The organism is Sorangiineae bacterium MSr11367, from assembly GCA_037157805.1.
Lineage (GTDB): Bacteria > Myxococcota_A > Polyangia > Polyangiales > Polyangiaceae > Pendulispora > Pendulispora rubella.
On record CP089983.1, the window covers coordinates 936,903 to 952,861 of the forward strand.

Sequence of the window (15,959 nt, forward strand, 5' to 3'; positions counted from 1 at the left end):
TACTCGGCCATGCGGATGGTCGGTGCTTACATGCGTGTAATAGGGATGGCCGCAGTTTCCTATGAACACTATCCCTCTGTCTTTCTAGCCCTCCAGCCGGAGATCTGCCGTGAAAGTATTGATTATCGAAGACGATCCCACGCTTGGTGAATTCCTGGTTCGCGTGGTGGCAGAAGAGGGCGATACGCCGGAGCTTGCGGTCGATATGACGACGGGGCTGGCACGCGCCCGTAGCGCTTCGAACGACGTGATCATCCTCGACTGGATGTTGCCCGACGGCGACGGCCCGACGTTCTGCGATCAGCTCCGGCGTGCGGGGGTGCTCACGCCCATCTTGATGCTCACGGCGCGCGGGGAGGTGGGCGATCGCGTCACCGGTCTCCAATCCGGGGCGGACGACTATCTGGTGAAGCCGTTCGAGGTGGAGGAGCTGCTCGCGCGCCTCAATGCACTGGTGCGCCGCAGTGCGCAGCTGGCGGAGCTGCGCGTCGGCGAGTTGGTCATCGATCGATTGCGCCGTCGCTGCACCTTGGGCGGCAACGTGCTCGATCTTCGCTCGCGCGAGTACGAGCTGCTCTTGCGCCTGGCCATTGCCCGGAGCGAACCGGTTTCGCGTGCGACCTTGCTCGCCGACGTGTGGAACCTCGGGTTCGACCCCGGCTCGGGCATTCTCGACGTGCACGTGAGCCGCCTGCGCGACAAGCTCGGAACCGACGCGTGGCGCATCGAGACGGTGCGCGGGGTGGGCTACCGGTTGCGTGAGCGCCGCGACGAAGCATGAGCTTTCGAGCGCGGACCACGCTGGTTTTGGCCGCGGTCACTGCGCTCGCCTTGGGCGGGGCCTTCGCGGCCGTCTTGGTGGCCTTCAATGGCTTGCAGCAACGGCAACTCGACGCATCGCTGCTCGCCGTGGCACGCACCGAAGCCGTCGAGGTGCAGCAGCATGCGTTGCGCTTTTCCGATCGGCCCGGGCCGGCGGCAAATGACATCGGCCCGCTGACCAAGTTCGGAATCATCTACCAGGATAGCGGCACGGTGGTCGCGGCGACGTATCCATTCGAGCGGAGCCCGCCCCACCTGGCCGACATTCGGCATCCCAACGCGAAGCCGTTCGACTTCCTCTTCGAGCGCGAGCACATGCGGGGCGTGTTCATGCCCATCCCGCAGCAGGCCAATGCGTTTCTCTTCCTGGCCACGTCGCGCGAAGACTTCGAGGGGGACAAGGCGTACCTTTTTCGCGCCATGCTCGCGGCGGTGGTCGTGGCGGTGGGGTGGGCGTCGCTCATCGCGTATTGGATGAGCGGGCGCCTCACCCGCGATCACCGCAACATCGCAGCGGTCGCGCGAAGCGTGGCCGGGGGCGATCTCACGGCACGCAGCGATGTGCGCTCACCCGATCCCGAGATCGTGCAACTCGGCTCCGACATGAACAACATGGTCGAGCGGCTCGGGGAGCTGGTCAGCTCGCAGCAGCGCTTCATCGCGCACGCCGCCCACGAGCTGCGCTCGCCCCTCACGGCGCTGTACGGTGAACTGCAGCAGGCGTTGCGCAAGGATCGCGAGGCCGTGGCGTACCGCCAGGCCATTCAACAGGCCCTCGAGGCGACGCGGCGTCTCAAGTTGCTCGCGAACGACTTGCTCACCTTGGCCCGCACGAGGCAGGACGCGGGCGAAGGGCCCGAGGCGATCGCGCTCGAGCGCATGGTCGAGGATGCGCGCAAGCTGGTCGCCGATCTCGCCACGTCCCGGGCGGTCTCTTTGGACATCCACCTCGCGAAGGCCACGGTGTCGCACCGGCACGGCGACGTGACGCGCCTGTTCCGCAATTTGCTGGAGAACGCCATCATGCACTCGCCCTCGGGCGGTGTCGTGCGCGTGGAGTGCGAGCACCACGGCTCCATGCTCCACACGTGGATCGTCGATCAGGGCCCGGGCATCGACGAGGTCGATCGCGAGCGCATCTTCGAGCCGTTCTTCCGCGCGCCCCACGCGGTGAAGACGCGCGACGGCTCGGGCCTCGGGTTGGGCATCGCCCGCGAGATCGCCCGCGCCCACGGAGGCGATGTGCAGCTCGACACGACCTCGTCCCTTCCGGGTGCCCGGTTTCTCGTGGTGCTTCCTGCGTCGTAAAAATACGGTGCCCAGCGGCTGTGGTTAGTACTTACTGACCTAGTGCCTGAGCTTTTGGGACGAATATGTTTGAGGCGCTTCCGTCTCTCGTCGTATGAACCGGTCGCAGAATGCAAAATCGAGGGCAGATGAGGCCTATGAGGGCCGCTAGGCCCGAATGAACCGGTCGCAGAATGCAAAATCGAGGGCAGATGAGGCCTATGAGGGCCGCTAGGCCCGAATGAACCGCGACTGGATTGACCCTGCTTTGCAGCGCCTCGAAAGACGTCTCTAAGGGCAATAAGGAGTCATTATTCATGCGACGAACGATTCTTGGTCTCGGCATGGTTGCCGGTGCACTTCTCGCGAGCAGCACCGCTTATGCACAAGGCAAAACGGATCTCGGACAGAAGGGACAATTCATCCTCAGCGCCGACCGGTTGTTGCCGGTGGTGTCCTATGAAAGCGTTAAGACGGACACCAACGGCGGCTCGACGACCGAGTCGAGCGCCCGCATGTCGCTTCTCACTGCGAATTTTAGCCATCGCAGCGTGTTCGACGTGCCGCGTGCCTCGCTCGATTACGCGATCATCGATCATCTCACCATCGGTGGTTCTGTGTTCGTGGCCTTCGATGTAAGCCACAGCCGGACCAACAAGGGCGGCAACCTCACCCAGGACGTTGATCTCAGCAAAGAGTCTTTCTTCGGGTTCGCGCCGCGTGTTGGCTACGTTCTCCCTCTTTCCGCGTCGGTTGCGTTCTGGCCGCGCGGTGGCTTTTCGTACATCCGTCGGAACTTCCAGAGCCCGGACAGCAGCGACGCCGACTTGAGCGCATCCGTCGATCAGTTCGCGCTCGATCTGGAGCCGATGTTCGTGCTTTCGCCGGTGCCACATTTCGGCATCACGGTCGGTGCGAATATCGACATCCCGGTCACCGGTAAGAACAAGACGGACGTGAGGAACGGCAATACCACGACCTCCGTATCCTTCGACTCGACGCAGTTCTACTTGGGCGCGACCGCCGGCATTCTCGGCTACTTCTGATCCGCAAATAAGAAAACGCCCTCGCCAGTCCGGAGAGAGGGGGAAAAAGTACGAGGGGACCCTAGTTAGGTGCGTACCGTTTCCCACCCTCTTCGGAGCGACGAGGGCGTCGTTGCTTCTATTCGGTGGCGTCGATTTCGAGCGAGATCGCCGTCGCGTGGATCGTCGCGGCGAGGCGCACGGCGTCGTGGACTTGGTCTTCGCTGAGACCGTGTTCCAACACCGTCTTTTCGTGGGCTTGCACGCACATCTCGCATCCGTGGATGGCGCTGACGGCGAGCGAGAACAGCTCCAGATCGGCCTTGTTGGTCGCGGGGGCGGCCAGGCGGTTCATGCGAAGACGTGCCGGCTTGTCCGAATAACTCTGCTTACCGATCATATGACGGAATCGGTAATAGACGTTGTTCATGGCCATGAGGGCCGCGGCAGCCTTCGCGTCTTCGACGACCTTGGCATCGATCACGCTGGCGGAGTCCGAAACGAGGGCCGCGCGAAGGCGCGGACTGCGGGCTGCGATCGCCGAGGCAATCGCGATGCCCCATTTCTGCTCCGTGGTCAGCGAGCTGGTACCCGTGAGGGTCGACTGCAAATTGAGCCGGATGTCTTTCGCCGCCTCCGGGATCAGCGCGCGAAGCGCCTCGGTGGCGGGAATGTCCGTGCTCACGCAGCCTCCAGCGTGGGGTCGCCCTTCTTCCAGTTGCAGGGGCAAAGCTCGTCGGTCTGCAGTGCGTCGAGCGTGCGCAGAACCTCTTCGACGTTGCGGCCGACGGACAGGTCGTGAACGCTGGCGAAGCGGATGATGCCTTCCGGGTCGACGATGAACGTGGCGCGGAGCGCGACGCCGTCGGTCTTGTGGAGGATGCCGAGGGCGGCCGAGAGCTCGTGCTTGATGTCCGCGAGCATGGGGAAGGTCAGGTTCTTCAGGTCGGCGTGGTTGTTGCGCCAGGCCAAGTGCACGTACTGGCTGTCGATGCTCGCACCGAGAACCTCGGCATCGCGGTCGCGGAAGTCCTGCGCGCGCTTGCCGAACTCGGCGATCTCCGTCGGGCAGACGAACGTGAAGTCGAGGGGCCAGAAGAAGAGCACCTTCCACTTGCCGGGGTAGCTCGCCGAGGTGATCTCTTGAAACTCTTTGCCGTGTTCGCGGCTAACCACAGCGTTGAGCTTGAACTCCGGAAGCTTGTCTCCAACGGTCAACATAGCGATAGATCTCCTTGAATTCCTTTAGGATTCCTTGGTGACGTCTTAGATTTAGACATAGTCTAATAATAGTTTTCAACTCGTCAAGAAGCTTCGACGCAGAGCGCGAAATGGCACCGAGGCGTCATGAGAGAGGGCGGAACGAACCTTGCTCAGGCCGCTGCTAGGAGGTGACCTTTGGTGAGAGTCTTCGCGGCGGCAGGGTTCGTGGGCTTGGCGTTGGTGTGCGGTGCCGGGTGCAATTCCTCGGACGATGACGCGGCGAGTGGGAGCGATCGGCTCGCAACCGCGCAAGATGCAACGAACTTCTGCGACCGTACGCTCGGCGTGCTCGCCGGTGCCATCGACGCGTGCTGTACGGCGGCCGACAAGACCACGTCCGAGTACGGCCTGGTCAACGGCATCGTCGTGGCGCTGGCACCGAAGTGCGCGGACGCGGTGCAGCGCTCGACGGGCAAGCAGCGCATCCTCCTTCACCCCGGCGAGGCGGAGTCCTGCTACGCCGCGTACGCGGCCCGCTTGGGCGGCGGTGAGAAGTGCGCGAACCTCACGATGACGTTCAGCGATCCGTCGGGCACGTCGTGCCGCAAGGCGTTCTCCGGCGTTCGAGCCGCGGGGCAACTCTGTGCCGGCGACCATGAGTGCAACGAGGGGCTCACCTGCGTCGGAGCCACCGCCTCGGCCGATGGTATGTGCCAACCTCCGCCTCCCTTGGGGGCGCCATGCGGATCGTCGTCGGGGAGTCTCTCGCTCGAGTTCGGATCGCACCCCGCGTGCGAAGGGGGTGCCCGCTGCTCGAACGGCACCTGCATCCCGCGCGCGGCCGCAGGGGAACGCTGCGTGGTGAGCGACGACGCGCACACCGAGTGCGCCGAGGGGCTGCATTGCCGCTCGGGAACGTGCAGCTCGGAGGGCCGCTCGGGTCCGGGCGGCGCCTGCCGTTCGGGGGCGGACTGCAATCCCGGTTACTACTGTGATGTATCCGCCGGTGCACAGGGCACGTGCGCCGAACTGAAGGCCGCGGGGGGAAGCTGCCACGGCGGATTCGGGACCCAGACCGAGTGCAAGGGCCGCTGCGACGCCAAAGGAGGCGCCGCCGGAACATGTACGACCTTCTGCGGCTCGCAGTGATATAGCCAAACCACGCAACCCGAGCACCTTCGCAGGCCCATCACACTCGTTCCGCTCGTCGGGGCGCTCTACTTCATGGTGTCGGGCGGGCCGTACGGGCTCGAGGAGCTGGTGCAGAAGACCGGTTTCGGCGCCGCCATCGCCATCTTGGTGGCGACGCCGCTCGTGTGGAGTCTGCCCACGGCGCTGATGGTCGGCGAGCTCGCGGCCGCCGTGCCCGAGGACGGCGGTTACTACGTCTGGGTGCGCCGCGCGCTCGGCGATTTCTGGGGCTACCAGGGCGCCTGGCTGTCGCTCGCGGCCAGCGTCTTCGACATGGCCATCTACCCGACGCTCTTCGTGCTGTACCTGCAGCGCCTCTGGCCGGCCATGGGGCAGCCGCCGTATCCGGTGCTGGTCTCCGTGCTCGTCATCGCAGCGTGCGCCGCGTGGAACATGGCCGGCGCACGCGCCGTGGGCGATGGCTCGGCGTTGATGACCGTGCTGCTCGTGGCACCCTTCGCGGTGCTCTCCGTGTTCGCGCTTCTTTCACCGCGCGCGATGCCGGTCGCCTCCGCGCCGTCGCCGCTCACACTGGGCGACGCGGGGTCGGGGATCCTCATCGCCATGTGGAACTACATGGGCTGGGACAACGCCTCCACGGTCGCCGGCGAAGTGCATCGCCCACAGCGCACGTACCCCGTGGCGGTGTTCGTCGCCATTGCGCTCATCGCCGCGAGCTACACCATTCCGGTCGGCGCCATGTGGTACGCCGGCGTCGACCCTTCGGCGTGGCAGACCGGCTCCTGGGTCGAGGTGGCGCGCCACTACGGCGGCGCGGTGCTGGCTACGTCCGTCGTCGTGGGCGGGATGCTCAGCTCCCTCGGCATGTTCAACGCCCTGTGCCTCTCGTATTCGCGCTTGCCCGTCGTCCTGGCGCGCGACGGCTACTTGCCCGCGGCTTGCGCGCGCCGTTTTCAGGCGAACGATGCTCCGTGGGTGGCGATTCTCCTATGCTCCGCGCTCTGGACGGCGTCGCTCGGTCTCAGCTTCAAGCGGCTCGTCTCGCTCGACATCTTGCTCTACGGAACGAGCCTGGTGCTCGAGTTCGTCGCCTTCGTCGCGCTTCGCCGCCGTGAGCCGGATCTGCCGCGCCCCTTCCTCGTGCCCGGCGGTCTTCCCGTGGCCATTCTCCTGGGCCTGGGGCCGTTGCTCGTGCTCGGCGTGACGCTGGCCGACAACCTTCACGAGGACGCCTTCGGCCTGAACGCCCTCGTCTTCGGCGCCCTCGTCGTCGGCGCGGGCCCCATCTTGTACGGGGTCACGCGCCGACTCTCCTCCCTCCCCCTCAGGGGGAGGGCTGGGGTAGGGGGAGACTAAGGCGTCGTCGACGTCTCTGGAGCGTTCCAGCCCGTGAGGACGACGGTGGGCTGTGCATTTCCGAGGTCGCTGGCGGCGAACTCCCCGACCAACTCACGCTTCTCGCCCGGCAAGAGCGAGATGTAGTTGTCGCTCCAGGTCGACGGCAGCACTTCCGGCCCGCCCGCGCCCTTCGTCACGCGCACGCGCACCATGAACGAGATGCCTTTGTTGTCGTTCTGCACGGTCGCGCGGATCTTGCGCTGCGCGCCCGTTCCTTCGACCACCGCGGTCAGCGTCGGCTTCGTCGCAGGCAGCGACTTGAGCTGCGTCAGATCGGCGTGCTGCGTGGTCGGTGCGCCCCACCAGTCGTGCTTGGCCCAGTCGATTTTGTCGGTCTTGGTCGAGAGCCAATAGAAGTTGTTGCTCACGACACGGTCTTGATTGTCGCGCAGCACCAAGCGCACGAAGTACGTCGGGGTGAGGTTGGCCACCGCCGGAATGGTCAGCGCGGAGGTGCGCTTCGTCGTATTGACGGCCAGATTCGCCTTCTCTTGCGAGAAGAGCTTCTTCGCATTGATGTCGTAGACCTCGGCCGTGGCCTTCAGCCCACTCACGTCGGCCGCGGTGTCGTTCACCACCGACACTTCACGCGTCTCGTAATTGTACAGAATGTGCACCGGGTGATTGGCCATCTTCGTGCCGTAGTAACCACCCGCGGCGGCCAGGTAATAGTCGTACGAATGCCAGAGCATCGACGGCCAGCTGTTGTTCAGCATCCACGAGATGATGCCGGTGGTCTTGCCCTTGCCCCAGCGGTACGACTCGAACTTCGCGCGCTCTCCGTCGTAGGCCAAAGCTTGCGCCTTCAATACGTAATTCTCGAGCGTCGTGGCCTTGCCGTAACGCCCCTCGAGCGCTGCGGTATGGATATCCAAGTTGGCAAAGGGCCCGCCGCCCATGTGATAATGCCACACCGAATTGATGGGCCACAGTTTGTCTGCGGGGAGGAACTTCTTCAGGCTCTCGATTTCGGGAACCGCGGGGCCAATGCCCGCCTCGCTGATGAAGCCACCCCACGCCCCGCCCTTGCCGTACTTGTCCTGGTACCAGTAGACCGGCGGAATGTAATCGTACGGGCCGGGCATCTTGAATCCCGAGGGCCCGGTGAGCTTGCTCGGATCGCGCTCGGAGGCTTGATTGTGCAGCGGCAGATTCCACCGCGCTTGCTCGGCCGCGCGCAAATAGATCTTCTCGACGTCCGCCGGTGGATGGCTATCGCTTCCATAGAGCCACCCGAGCGAGCTCGGACGGCTGCGGAGACGCAAGAGTTGGCTCTTCATCGACGCTTCCGCGATGCCGGCGCTCTCGGACGTCCAGGTGCCGTGGTTCTCCGGATCCACCCAGGATTCCCAAATGCTGCAACACTCCCAGCCGGTTTGCACCAGGATGCCTTCGCGGTCGGTCACTTCGAACAGGTGATCGTTGGCGAGCTTGCCCTCGATGCGGATGGTGTTCATCCCCATGTCTTTGACGAGCTTCATCTCCTGCTCGTCGCGCTTATCGTCGAAGCGGTAGAGCATGTTCTGCGTGTAGCCGCCGCCGCGAATGAAGATGGGCTTCCCGTTGACCTTGTAGTTGGCCCACAAGCCATCGGTGAGGCTCATCGTGATTTCACGGATGCCGACGCGGGCTTTGGCCCGGTCGGAGATGTTGCCGTTCACCACGAAGTCCAGGGTGAGGTCGTGCAGGTTCTGTTCGCCGTATTCGTAGGGCCACCAGAGTTTCGGCGAGGCGACGATCAATTCCGGATGCTGGGCCGGCGTGATGCTCAGCTGCTTCTTCTCTTTCGGGCCCAGGGTCACGCTCTCGGTGAACACGATGTTGCCGAGGGTGCCCTTCACCGTGCCCGTGATGGCCGTATCGCTCGTGTTGGTGAGCTCCGCGTTGACGGTGACGCGCGCTTCGTTCGTGTTCGGCACCTTGGAGACGATGGTCGGGTATTCGACTTTCACCGGGCCGGTGGTCGCCACGAAGACGTCCTGCCAGAGGCCCATGTTCTTGTCGGCCGCCGTCGGATTCCAATCGATGAAGCTGGGCGCGAGATCCGTCTTTTTCGGCGAGAAGATCTCGATGGCGAGCGCGTTTTTCTGCCCCGGCTTCGCCGCATCCGTCACGTCGAGGGCAAATCGGCGGTACGAGCCCGCAATGTCCGTGCTGGAGCCGACCTTTTTGCCATTGAGCCAAATATTGGCGCGGTAATTGATACCGTCGAAATGGAGCCAGGTGCGTGCGCCGCCATTGGACGGAAGGTCGAACTCCGTGCGGTACCACCAGGGCACTTTGTACGGATTCGTATCCTTCATCTCGAACAACGAGAAGTTTCCACCCACCGGATAGTCGGTCGTGCCCGGGATGTTGCGCATGTTCATCCCGAAATTCGGATCGGGGAAATCCCCCTTCTTCACGCGCGCCGAGACCACGGTGGTCGGAACCGTGGCCTGCATCCATTGGCTCGCATCGAATCCCACCGTCGATAGCGTTGCCCCGTCTTTGTTGAGGCCCGTCGAGGTGCGAATTGCCCAGCCGTTCCGCAGGAACAACTTATCGTTCGGCGGTGCAGGTGTGGGGCTCACGTCCTTCGACGCGTCGCCCGTCGACGAGTCGAGCGCCGACGGATTGTCCAGATCGCCGGGCTGGCTCGGCGGATTCGTGGCATCTTCATCGCTGCAATTGGGCAGCAAGGCGGCGAATGCAGCCGTGCTCAAGAGGGCTAGTGCCCTTCGGGACATCGTCAAAGAACGAATCATCGCGACCTCCTCCTCACCCGGGTCCAAGGATGACTCGTTAGTTAGTAAAGATTCTTAACGAATGCAAGCCTCAAGGGACCAGCACGGCCCGGAAGCGCACCGTTCCTGCGGCCACACGGTCGTAGGCTGTGCGTACTTCGTCGAGGGTGAAGGTCTCTGTCAGTACACGGATTTTGCCCCGGCCTGCGATGGCCACGGCCTCATGCAGATACTCGCGACCATTTTGCTGCGAGAAGATGATCTTCTGCCGATTGACCATCATCTGGGGGAACACGGTGCGGTTCGGAATGACCAGATCTTCGTCGGGCCCGGCCGCGCCCATGACGACCAAGCTGCCCTCGGGGCGCAATCCCAGGAGCGCGTCGCTGGCCGTGCGGTACCCGTTGCCGGTCGACAGAATGACGTCGGCGCCGCCCACGCGTGCGAGCTCCTCGCCGCTGCCGACGACTTCATCGGCGCCCAATTCGCGGCTCAGGGCAATCTTGTCCTTGGAGCGGGTGATGGCGATGGTGCGAAAGCCCGCGGTCTTTGCATATTGCAATGCAAGGTGACCGAGGCCCCCAATGCCGACGACGGCGACGGTCGAATGCGGCAATGGCTCGGCGGCGCGCAGGCCGCTCCACACGGTGTTGCCTGCGCAGAGGATCGGAGCCGCGTTCTCGAAGGAGAGTTGGTCCGGAAGGAGAATGGTCGCCGCTTCCTCCGCCACGAGGTATTCCGCGTGGCCACCGAATTGGTGAACCATGAGGATCTTCTGGTCCGCGCAGTAAATCATCTTGCCGCGGCTGCACCATTCGCATCGTCCGCAGCCGGTCTGCAGGCTGTTGGTTCCCACGCGGTCGCCCACCTTGCGGGTGCGCACCGCGGAGCCCACCTCGACGATTTCGCCGACGGGCTCGTGGCCGAGGACCGAGGGGAGCTGCAGATCGATGAGGCCTCCCTCGGTGAGGTGCACATCGGTGTAGCAAAGGCCGCTCGCGCGGATGCGGATGAGCACCTGCGTGGGGCCTGGGCGCGGGGTGGGCACGGCTTTCACCTCCCACGGGGACTTGAGGGCGGTGACAACGGCGGCCTTCATCGTTTCGTGAATCGTCATGGCGGTGAAGCTAGAGATTTGGAGCTTCAAGAAAAAGTAGCGAAATCTTGATGTGCTTATTAGCCTGGCTAAATAATGAAGGACGAGCTGGCGGGCATCACGACGTTCGTACGCGTGGCCGAAAAGAGGAGTTTCACGACGGCGGCGGCCGAGTTGGGGGTCACGGCATCGGCGGTGAGCCAAACGGTGCGCCAGCTGGAGGACCGGCTCGGCGTGCGCCTCTTTCAGCGCACCACGCGCAGCGTGAGCCTGACCGAGGCGGGGCAGCGGCTCTGGGATCGCGTGCGCCCCGCGCTCTCGGACGTGCGCGAGGCCGTGGAGTCGTTGGCGGAGTTGCGCGATCGTCCCGCGGGAACCCTTCGCCTCACGATTTCGCGGGTGGCCATGGCCATCGTCCTCGAGCCCGCGATGGCGGGCTTCCTCGCCGAGAATCCCGAGATACGGTTCGATCTATCCATCGACGATGGGCTGGTCGACATTGCGGCGCGCGGCTTCGACGCCGGCGTGCGCCTGGGTGAGGTGCTCGACAAGGAGATGATCGCCGTGCGCATCTCCGGCGACCAGCGTTCGGCCATCGTGGGCGCGCCCGCGTACTTCGCCAAGCGAGGCAAACCGAAGCACCCGCGCGATTTGCATGGTCACGATTGCATCGGATACCGCCGCATCTCGAGCGGTGAGATGTACAAATGGGAATTCGACGAGCCAGATGGAAAAGTGTTCCAGATGGCCCTCGATGGCCGCATCGTCCTGGACGACGGCGATCTCATGTTGCGTGCGGCGGTGAACGGCCTTGGCGTAGCGTATGCCTTGGAAGAAGTGGCCCGCCCCTACCTCGAGCGCGGTGAGTTGGTGCGTGTGCTCGCGGACTACTGCGCACCCTTCCCGGGCTTTTTTCTGTATTACCCGAGCCGGATTCAAGTACCGCTCAAGCTGCGGGCACTCATCGACTTTTTGAGTACCGAACGGCGAGCGAAAGGACGGGCGAGGGGTCGCGCGAAGACTGCGTCACGCTCGCATTGAGGACGAATGCGACGGGGGCCTTTTCGTGGGGGACGTCCAGGGATGCGTGCATCTGCGCGAATGCACCGTTGTCGCGCAAGGGCAGACGGATGTCGCTCACGGTGCAGGCACCTTGGGAGCCCGATTCGAGGCGGACACCGTTTTCGTCGAACTGCGTGATGGTCGCTTTGGGTCGGGACCGCACGACGACGTGGACCGCCGTGGCCGTGCGGTATCCAAGGACGAGCAGCCCTCGCGCGTCGTGCAGGATCTCGACCAACGGGATGCTCACCGCCCGTTGGATCGTGACGCCCGGCGCCGTCTTCGGGCCAAAGAGGACCAACGCGCGCTCGAATTTCGAGCCCTCGCGCGTTCGAACGAGCCGTTCGACGCCGAAGGCTTCCGATGCGTCGGGGTCGCCGTGCATCAAGTAGACCTCCGTCGAGCGAAAGGCGATGTCGCTTTCCGCGAGCCATTGGCTTCGTCCGAAATGATGCCGGTCCACGAAGGAGACGAAGCACGTGCCATCCGGGGGGGCGCGGAAGGTCCTTCCGGAGTTGTCCTCGAGGTTCGTGAACGTGCCTTGGACCCGAAAGGCCGGCGCGCGGCCTGCGCCCGTGGGAAGCTTGGCGATGTCCACGACGTCGGCGTGGCTTGGCGATGCCGCGAGCAGCCGTGCGACGAGGATGCCGAACGCGAAGGCCGCTCTCATCGCGACCTCACGTAGGCTTCCAGCGCCGCGAGCTCGTCGGCGTGGAGGTGCTCGGTGTTTCCCATCTTGCCGTTGGACGCGACGAGCAGCTCGTGCAGGGTCGCATAGCGTCCGTCGTGGAAGTACGGAGCCGTTCCTCCGACGAAACGCAGACTGGGCGTGTCGAAGGTCCGGAGAGCGTCGCCACGCGTGTGGCTTTTGACATCATGGCGTTCGCCGTCCGGCGATCGTCCATCCGTGCCGTGGCAGATGGCGCAGCCTGCCTCCGCGGAGCGAAAGATCGCCTCGCCGCGCGCCAAGTTGGCGACATCGCTGCTCGCGGGCTTTTCGGCTGGGGGTGGCATCGCCGTGATGAACGCGACGAGCGCGTCACGGTCGCGGTCGACGAGGCCCTTGCCTCCAAGCCGGCGAAACGTCTTTTCGAGGTGCGCTGCGACATCGTTGCCGGTGCCGTTCCAGCCGTAGGGCGCAGTCCCCACGATGCGTCCGGCGAGCATGGGCGTTTGGCGTGGTCCCTCGGGCGAGGACCACAGCAGCCCATCGTCGCGGCCATCGGGGTGGCAGCTCGCGCACGCACGCCCATCCGAGGAGATGCGCGCATCGTCCACCGCGTGAAACAGGAGGCGTCCGCGTTCGACGTGCGGATCGCGCCGCATCGTCCGCGGCAGCGTGAGGCTCGCGCTCACCACCGCAGCACGGGCGTCGAGGGCAAGGGTGCTCAGGGCGTGACCGAACTGCGACCACACGAAGGCGCGCTCCGAGGCTTCGTGAAGCGCGATGGCGGTTGGACCTGCGGGGACCTTCCACCGTTTGATCTCGAGGTCGTGCGGATTGAGCGCGGCGCCATCGAGCTCGAGCACACTGTTTTCGCCGAGGCACGTCACATAGAGCGCGCCTTTTCTGCCGGCGACGGCGGCTCGCGGCAAGGTGCATGCGCGCTCACGCCGCGCTACATCGGCGAGGAGGAGGCTGCCCTTCATCGCGGCGGCACGGTCTTCGTCGAGCACCGCGACATCGAAGGACTCGGCCTCGATCCCCATGGACTCGCCGTAGCCCTCGGACGGAAATTCCGGCACGCCGGATGCGACGATGACGTGGGGTGCCAGGATGCGTCCTGCGGGGACGAACGATTTGGCCAGCGCGAATCCCTGGCAGGCCTTCAGGGATGCGCTCGACGGTGAGACGTCTCGGCCTCCAACGATGCCGTCGACCGGGATCGCGGCGACCTGGCTGCCGTCGGAGGCGAGATCGATGACGTCGATGTTGGAGCCGACGGCATGGCTCACGAAGGCGCGTTTGCCATCGTCCGATACGACGACGGCACGGGGTTCACGTCCGATGGACCACGTGCGGCGTGCCTCGAGATGCGTCGATTCTCCAGAATAGGCGAGCGCGTACGCCGTCAAGGACTGACCCCAGCCGCTGGTCACGAGCAAGGTCGCATCGTCGGGCGAAAGCGCCAAGCCAATGGGTTCGCTGGGTGTTGCTGCCTCCTCGCGCACGGACAATGGCGCGTCGGCCGTGCCGACGCCGTCGAGAAGGGCGACGGTGTGACGATCGCGAAGAGCTACGACCAGGCGCCCGGTGGGGAGCATCACCAATTGCGCCGGCGTCCCGGGGAGCGGCAGCATGGAGACCTCCGTCGGCGTGTCGACATCGATGACGCGAATGGCGTGGTCGTCTTCGTCGGCCACGTACGCCAAGGTCGCAGGACGCGGTCCGAGGACTTGCGCAAGGAGTATTCCGCTCCCGTGCCGCGCGGCGTTCGAACGCACGACCGCGGGGGGCGTCGGCTTCGTGGCCACGGCCTGCTGCGATGCGGCCGCGCGGGTGGTGTGACTCGGCTGCGGCGTGGCGAAATCGCATGAGACGGCCCATGGCGATAGCGCTGCGGCGAGGACGGCGACGTTGGAGCGCAGCATCTTCGCCGCACGAACGCCGGCCCGATGCCGATCGATTCCGTCTTATTTCGATGAGCGAAACGCGCCTTGGTGGTGCCTGGAGCTACCGCCGCCGAGAGACCTCCTTATGTTCTCCAAATTGGAGCATCGGACATGAAGCGCAGGGACTTCCTCCGTGTCGCCGAGGCGGGCGTGGCGCTTGCGGTCATGGGCTGTGGCGATGATGCATCTCCTTCGCCAAGCGACTCCCCAACACCGAGCGGATCGCTTCATCTGCCGAGTGCGGACGAAATGCTCGATTGGATTCGGGAAATCGTGAGTCATGGTATCCGGCGCCCGGGTTATGCGGCCGATACCTGGATCGAGACCTGGGCCCTCGGTCGTTTTCGGGAAATCGGTTTGGAGGATGCCCGCCTCGAACCGGTCGAGGTCCCTTGTTGGCAACCGGAGGTGGCCGAGCTCACCCTGGCCGATGGGACGAAATTCGCAGGGTTCGCATTGCCTCATACGACCCCGGCGGTCGTCTCCGCCAAACTGGCGCATTTCGATTCAGGCGCACTCGAGGGGCGCATTGCGGTGCGTGAAATCGCGTTTGCGAAGTATCAACAATCGCTTTTTCGAGGTTTGGCCACGAGCGTCTACGATCCCGCGAACGAGTTCGACACGCTGCTCCAAACGGTGCCGTTTCATTCCGAGCAAAACCATGTCATGGACTCGACGGTGGCGGCCCACGCGGCGGGGTTCGTCGGCCTGCTCACCGGGGTGCCTTGGGAAACGTCGGATTATTACGTTCCCTACGACGCCGAGGTTCGGCCCATCCCCGGCATCTGGCTTTCCGGTGCCAATGGACGCCAATTGCTGGAGCGCATGACGCAGGGCTCCGTCGAAGCGCGTCTCGAGGTGAAGGCCGCGCGCTACCCCATGACCTCGCACAACGTCGTCGGTACCTTGCCCGGCCGCTCCGACGAATGGGTCATCATTGCCTCGCACCATGACGGGCCGTGGGCTTCGGCCGTGGAGGACGGTTCGGGCACAGCCATGGTGCTCGCGCAGGCCATGCATTGGGCCGCCATCCCACGCGCGGAGCGGCCGCACAATCTGCTGTTCCTGCTCTGTGCCGGCCACATGGTGAATGCGGCGGGTACGCGCGCCTTCATCGCCGCCCATCCGGATCTTCTCGCCAAGACGGTGCTCGAGGTGCATCTCGAGCATGTGGCACGGCGCTGCGAGCCCGACGGCGCGGGCGGGCTCGTCGCGACGTCGGAGCCTGAAGTGCGCTGGTGGTTCACGTCCCGCAACCCGACGTTGCAAGCGGCGGTTCGCGAGGCCATTGCGGCCAACGAGCTGACCCGCTCGTTCGTCTTTCCTCCGACCGCGCTCTCGGCGATGCCTCCGACGGACGGCGCCTACTTTTATCCTGCGGGTGTGCCGCTCGTGCACTTTCTGTCCGCACCGATGTACCTGTTCGACTCGCGCGACACGATCGACAAGGTGCATGGCCCGAGCCTCGTTCCTTTGAGCCGCGCGGTGGTGCAGATCATCGCCTCCACGCGGGATGTTTCGGCCGCGGCGATGCGGAGCGAATGATGCAACGACGCGACTTTCTTCGCTTGCTGT

General features: G+C 64.6%; 13 protein-coding genes. 7 read left to right on the top strand and 6 right to left on the bottom strand.

Annotated elements, in window-relative coordinates:
- Window positions 1-109: 109 nt before the first annotated feature.
- From LVJ94_04095 to LVJ94_04105, 3 genes are all read left to right on the top strand, one after another.
- Window positions 110-781 carry a response regulator transcription factor gene (locus tag LVJ94_04095; protein WXB06427.1) on the top strand — a complete coding sequence of 224 codons (672 nt, stop codon included), beginning with the start codon at window positions 110-112 and terminating at the stop codon, window positions 779-781.
- Window positions 778-2,130, top strand: a complete 1,353-nt coding sequence (locus LVJ94_04100) for a HAMP domain-containing histidine kinase (GenBank protein ID WXB06428.1) — start codon at window positions 778-780, stop codon at window positions 2,128-2,130. Before LVJ94_04095 ends, LVJ94_04100 begins: the two co-directional genes overlap by 4 nt.
- Window positions 2,131-2,366: 236 nt before the next feature.
- Window positions 2,367-3,155 (top strand): hypothetical protein, encoded by a 789-nt coding sequence (locus LVJ94_04105; protein WXB06429.1) that lies wholly within the window; start codon window positions 2,367-2,369, stop codon window positions 3,153-3,155.
- Between the two features lie 118 nt (window positions 3,156-3,273).
- Here the strand turns inward: LVJ94_04105 and LVJ94_04110 are convergent, their stop codons facing one another.
- Both LVJ94_04110 and LVJ94_04115 read right to left on the bottom strand, forming a co-directional pair.
- Window positions 3,274-3,807, bottom strand: a complete 534-nt coding sequence (locus LVJ94_04110) for a carboxymuconolactone decarboxylase family protein (protein WXB10678.1) — start codon at window positions 3,805-3,807, stop codon at window positions 3,274-3,276.
- A gap of 8 nt (window positions 3,808-3,815) precedes the next feature.
- Window positions 3,816-4,361, bottom strand: a complete 546-nt coding sequence (locus LVJ94_04115; GenBank protein ID WXB10679.1) for a peroxiredoxin — start codon at window positions 4,359-4,361, stop codon at window positions 3,816-3,818.
- 171 nt (window positions 4,362-4,532) lie between these two features.
- Here LVJ94_04115 and LVJ94_04120 point away from each other — a divergent pair, with 171 nt between their 5' ends.
- Both LVJ94_04120 and LVJ94_04125 read left to right on the top strand, forming a co-directional pair.
- On the top strand, window positions 4,533-5,486 hold the full coding sequence (locus tag LVJ94_04120; GenBank protein ID WXB06430.1) for a hypothetical protein: 954 nt from the start codon (window positions 4,533-4,535) through the stop codon (window positions 5,484-5,486).
- A gap of 75 nt (window positions 5,487-5,561) precedes the next feature.
- Window positions 5,562-6,845, top strand: coding sequence for an APC family permease (locus tag LVJ94_04125; GenBank protein ID WXB06431.1), 1,284 nt, complete (start codon window positions 5,562-5,564; stop codon window positions 6,843-6,845).
- Here LVJ94_04125 and LVJ94_04130 read toward each other — a convergent pair.
- Both LVJ94_04130 and LVJ94_04135 read right to left on the bottom strand, forming a co-directional pair.
- Window positions 6,842-9,634 (bottom strand): beta galactosidase jelly roll domain-containing protein, encoded by a 2,793-nt coding sequence (locus LVJ94_04130; GenBank protein ID WXB06432.1) that lies wholly within the window; start codon window positions 9,632-9,634, stop codon window positions 6,842-6,844. The genes LVJ94_04125 and LVJ94_04130 overlap by 4 nt on opposite strands.
- A 70-nt stretch (window positions 9,635-9,704) precedes the next feature.
- Entirely contained in the window at window positions 9,705-10,730 is a 1,026-nt protein-coding gene (locus LVJ94_04135) for an alcohol dehydrogenase catalytic domain-containing protein (GenBank protein ID WXB06433.1), read from the bottom strand.
- A gap of 75 nt (window positions 10,731-10,805) precedes the next feature.
- Here LVJ94_04135 and LVJ94_04140 point away from each other — a divergent pair, with 75 nt between their 5' ends.
- The gene (locus LVJ94_04140) at window positions 10,806-11,750 is read left to right on the top strand and encodes a LysR family transcriptional regulator (GenBank protein ID WXB06434.1); all 945 of its coding nucleotides are present in this window, start codon (window positions 10,806-10,808) and stop codon (window positions 11,748-11,750) included.
- Here the strand turns inward: LVJ94_04140 and LVJ94_04145 are convergent.
- On the bottom strand, window positions 11,671-12,441 hold the full coding sequence (locus LVJ94_04145; protein WXB06435.1) for a hypothetical protein: 771 nt from the start codon (window positions 12,439-12,441) through the stop codon (window positions 11,671-11,673). The genes LVJ94_04140 and LVJ94_04145 overlap by 80 nt on opposite strands.
- Complete coding sequence (locus tag LVJ94_04150) at window positions 12,438-14,363, bottom strand: hypothetical protein (protein ID WXB06436.1); 1,926 nt, start codon at window positions 14,361-14,363, stop codon at window positions 12,438-12,440. Before LVJ94_04150 ends, LVJ94_04145 begins: the two co-directional genes overlap by 4 nt.
- 132 nt (window positions 14,364-14,495) lie before the next feature.
- Here LVJ94_04150 and LVJ94_04155 point away from each other — a divergent pair, with 132 nt between their 5' ends.
- Window positions 14,496-15,929, top strand: coding sequence for a M28 family peptidase (locus LVJ94_04155; GenBank protein ID WXB06437.1), 1,434 nt, complete (start codon window positions 14,496-14,498; stop codon window positions 15,927-15,929).
- Window positions 15,930-15,959: the final 30 nt, after the last annotated feature.

What these genes read in the sequence shown, in the direction of transcription:
- LVJ94_04100 (WXB06428.1), top strand. Translation starts at nt 778, where the DNA reads ATGAGCTTTCGAGCGCGGACCACGCTGGTTTTGGCCGCGGTCACTGCG.
- LVJ94_04135 (WXB06433.1), bottom strand. Translation starts at nt 10,730, where the DNA reads ATGACGATTCACGAAACGATGAAGGCCGCCGTTGTCACCGCCCTCAAG.
- LVJ94_04150 (WXB06436.1), bottom strand. Translation starts at nt 14,363, where the DNA reads ATGCTGCGCTCCAACGTCGCCGTCCTCGCCGCAGCGCTATCGCCATGG.
- LVJ94_04145 (WXB06435.1), bottom strand. Translation starts at nt 12,441, where the DNA reads ATGAGAGCGGCCTTCGCGTTCGGCATCCTCGTCGCACGGCTGCTCGCG.
- LVJ94_04155 (WXB06437.1), top strand. Translation starts at nt 14,496, where the DNA reads ATGAAGCGCAGGGACTTCCTCCGTGTCGCCGAGGCGGGCGTGGCGCTT.
- LVJ94_04130 (WXB06432.1), bottom strand. Translation starts at nt 9,634, where the DNA reads ATGATTCGTTCTTTGACGATGTCCCGAAGGGCACTAGCCCTCTTGAGC.
- LVJ94_04140 (WXB06434.1), top strand. Translation starts at nt 10,806, where the DNA reads ATGAAGGACGAGCTGGCGGGCATCACGACGTTCGTACGCGTGGCCGAA.
- LVJ94_04125 (WXB06431.1), top strand. Translation starts at nt 5,562, where the DNA reads ATGGTGTCGGGCGGGCCGTACGGGCTCGAGGAGCTGGTGCAGAAGACC.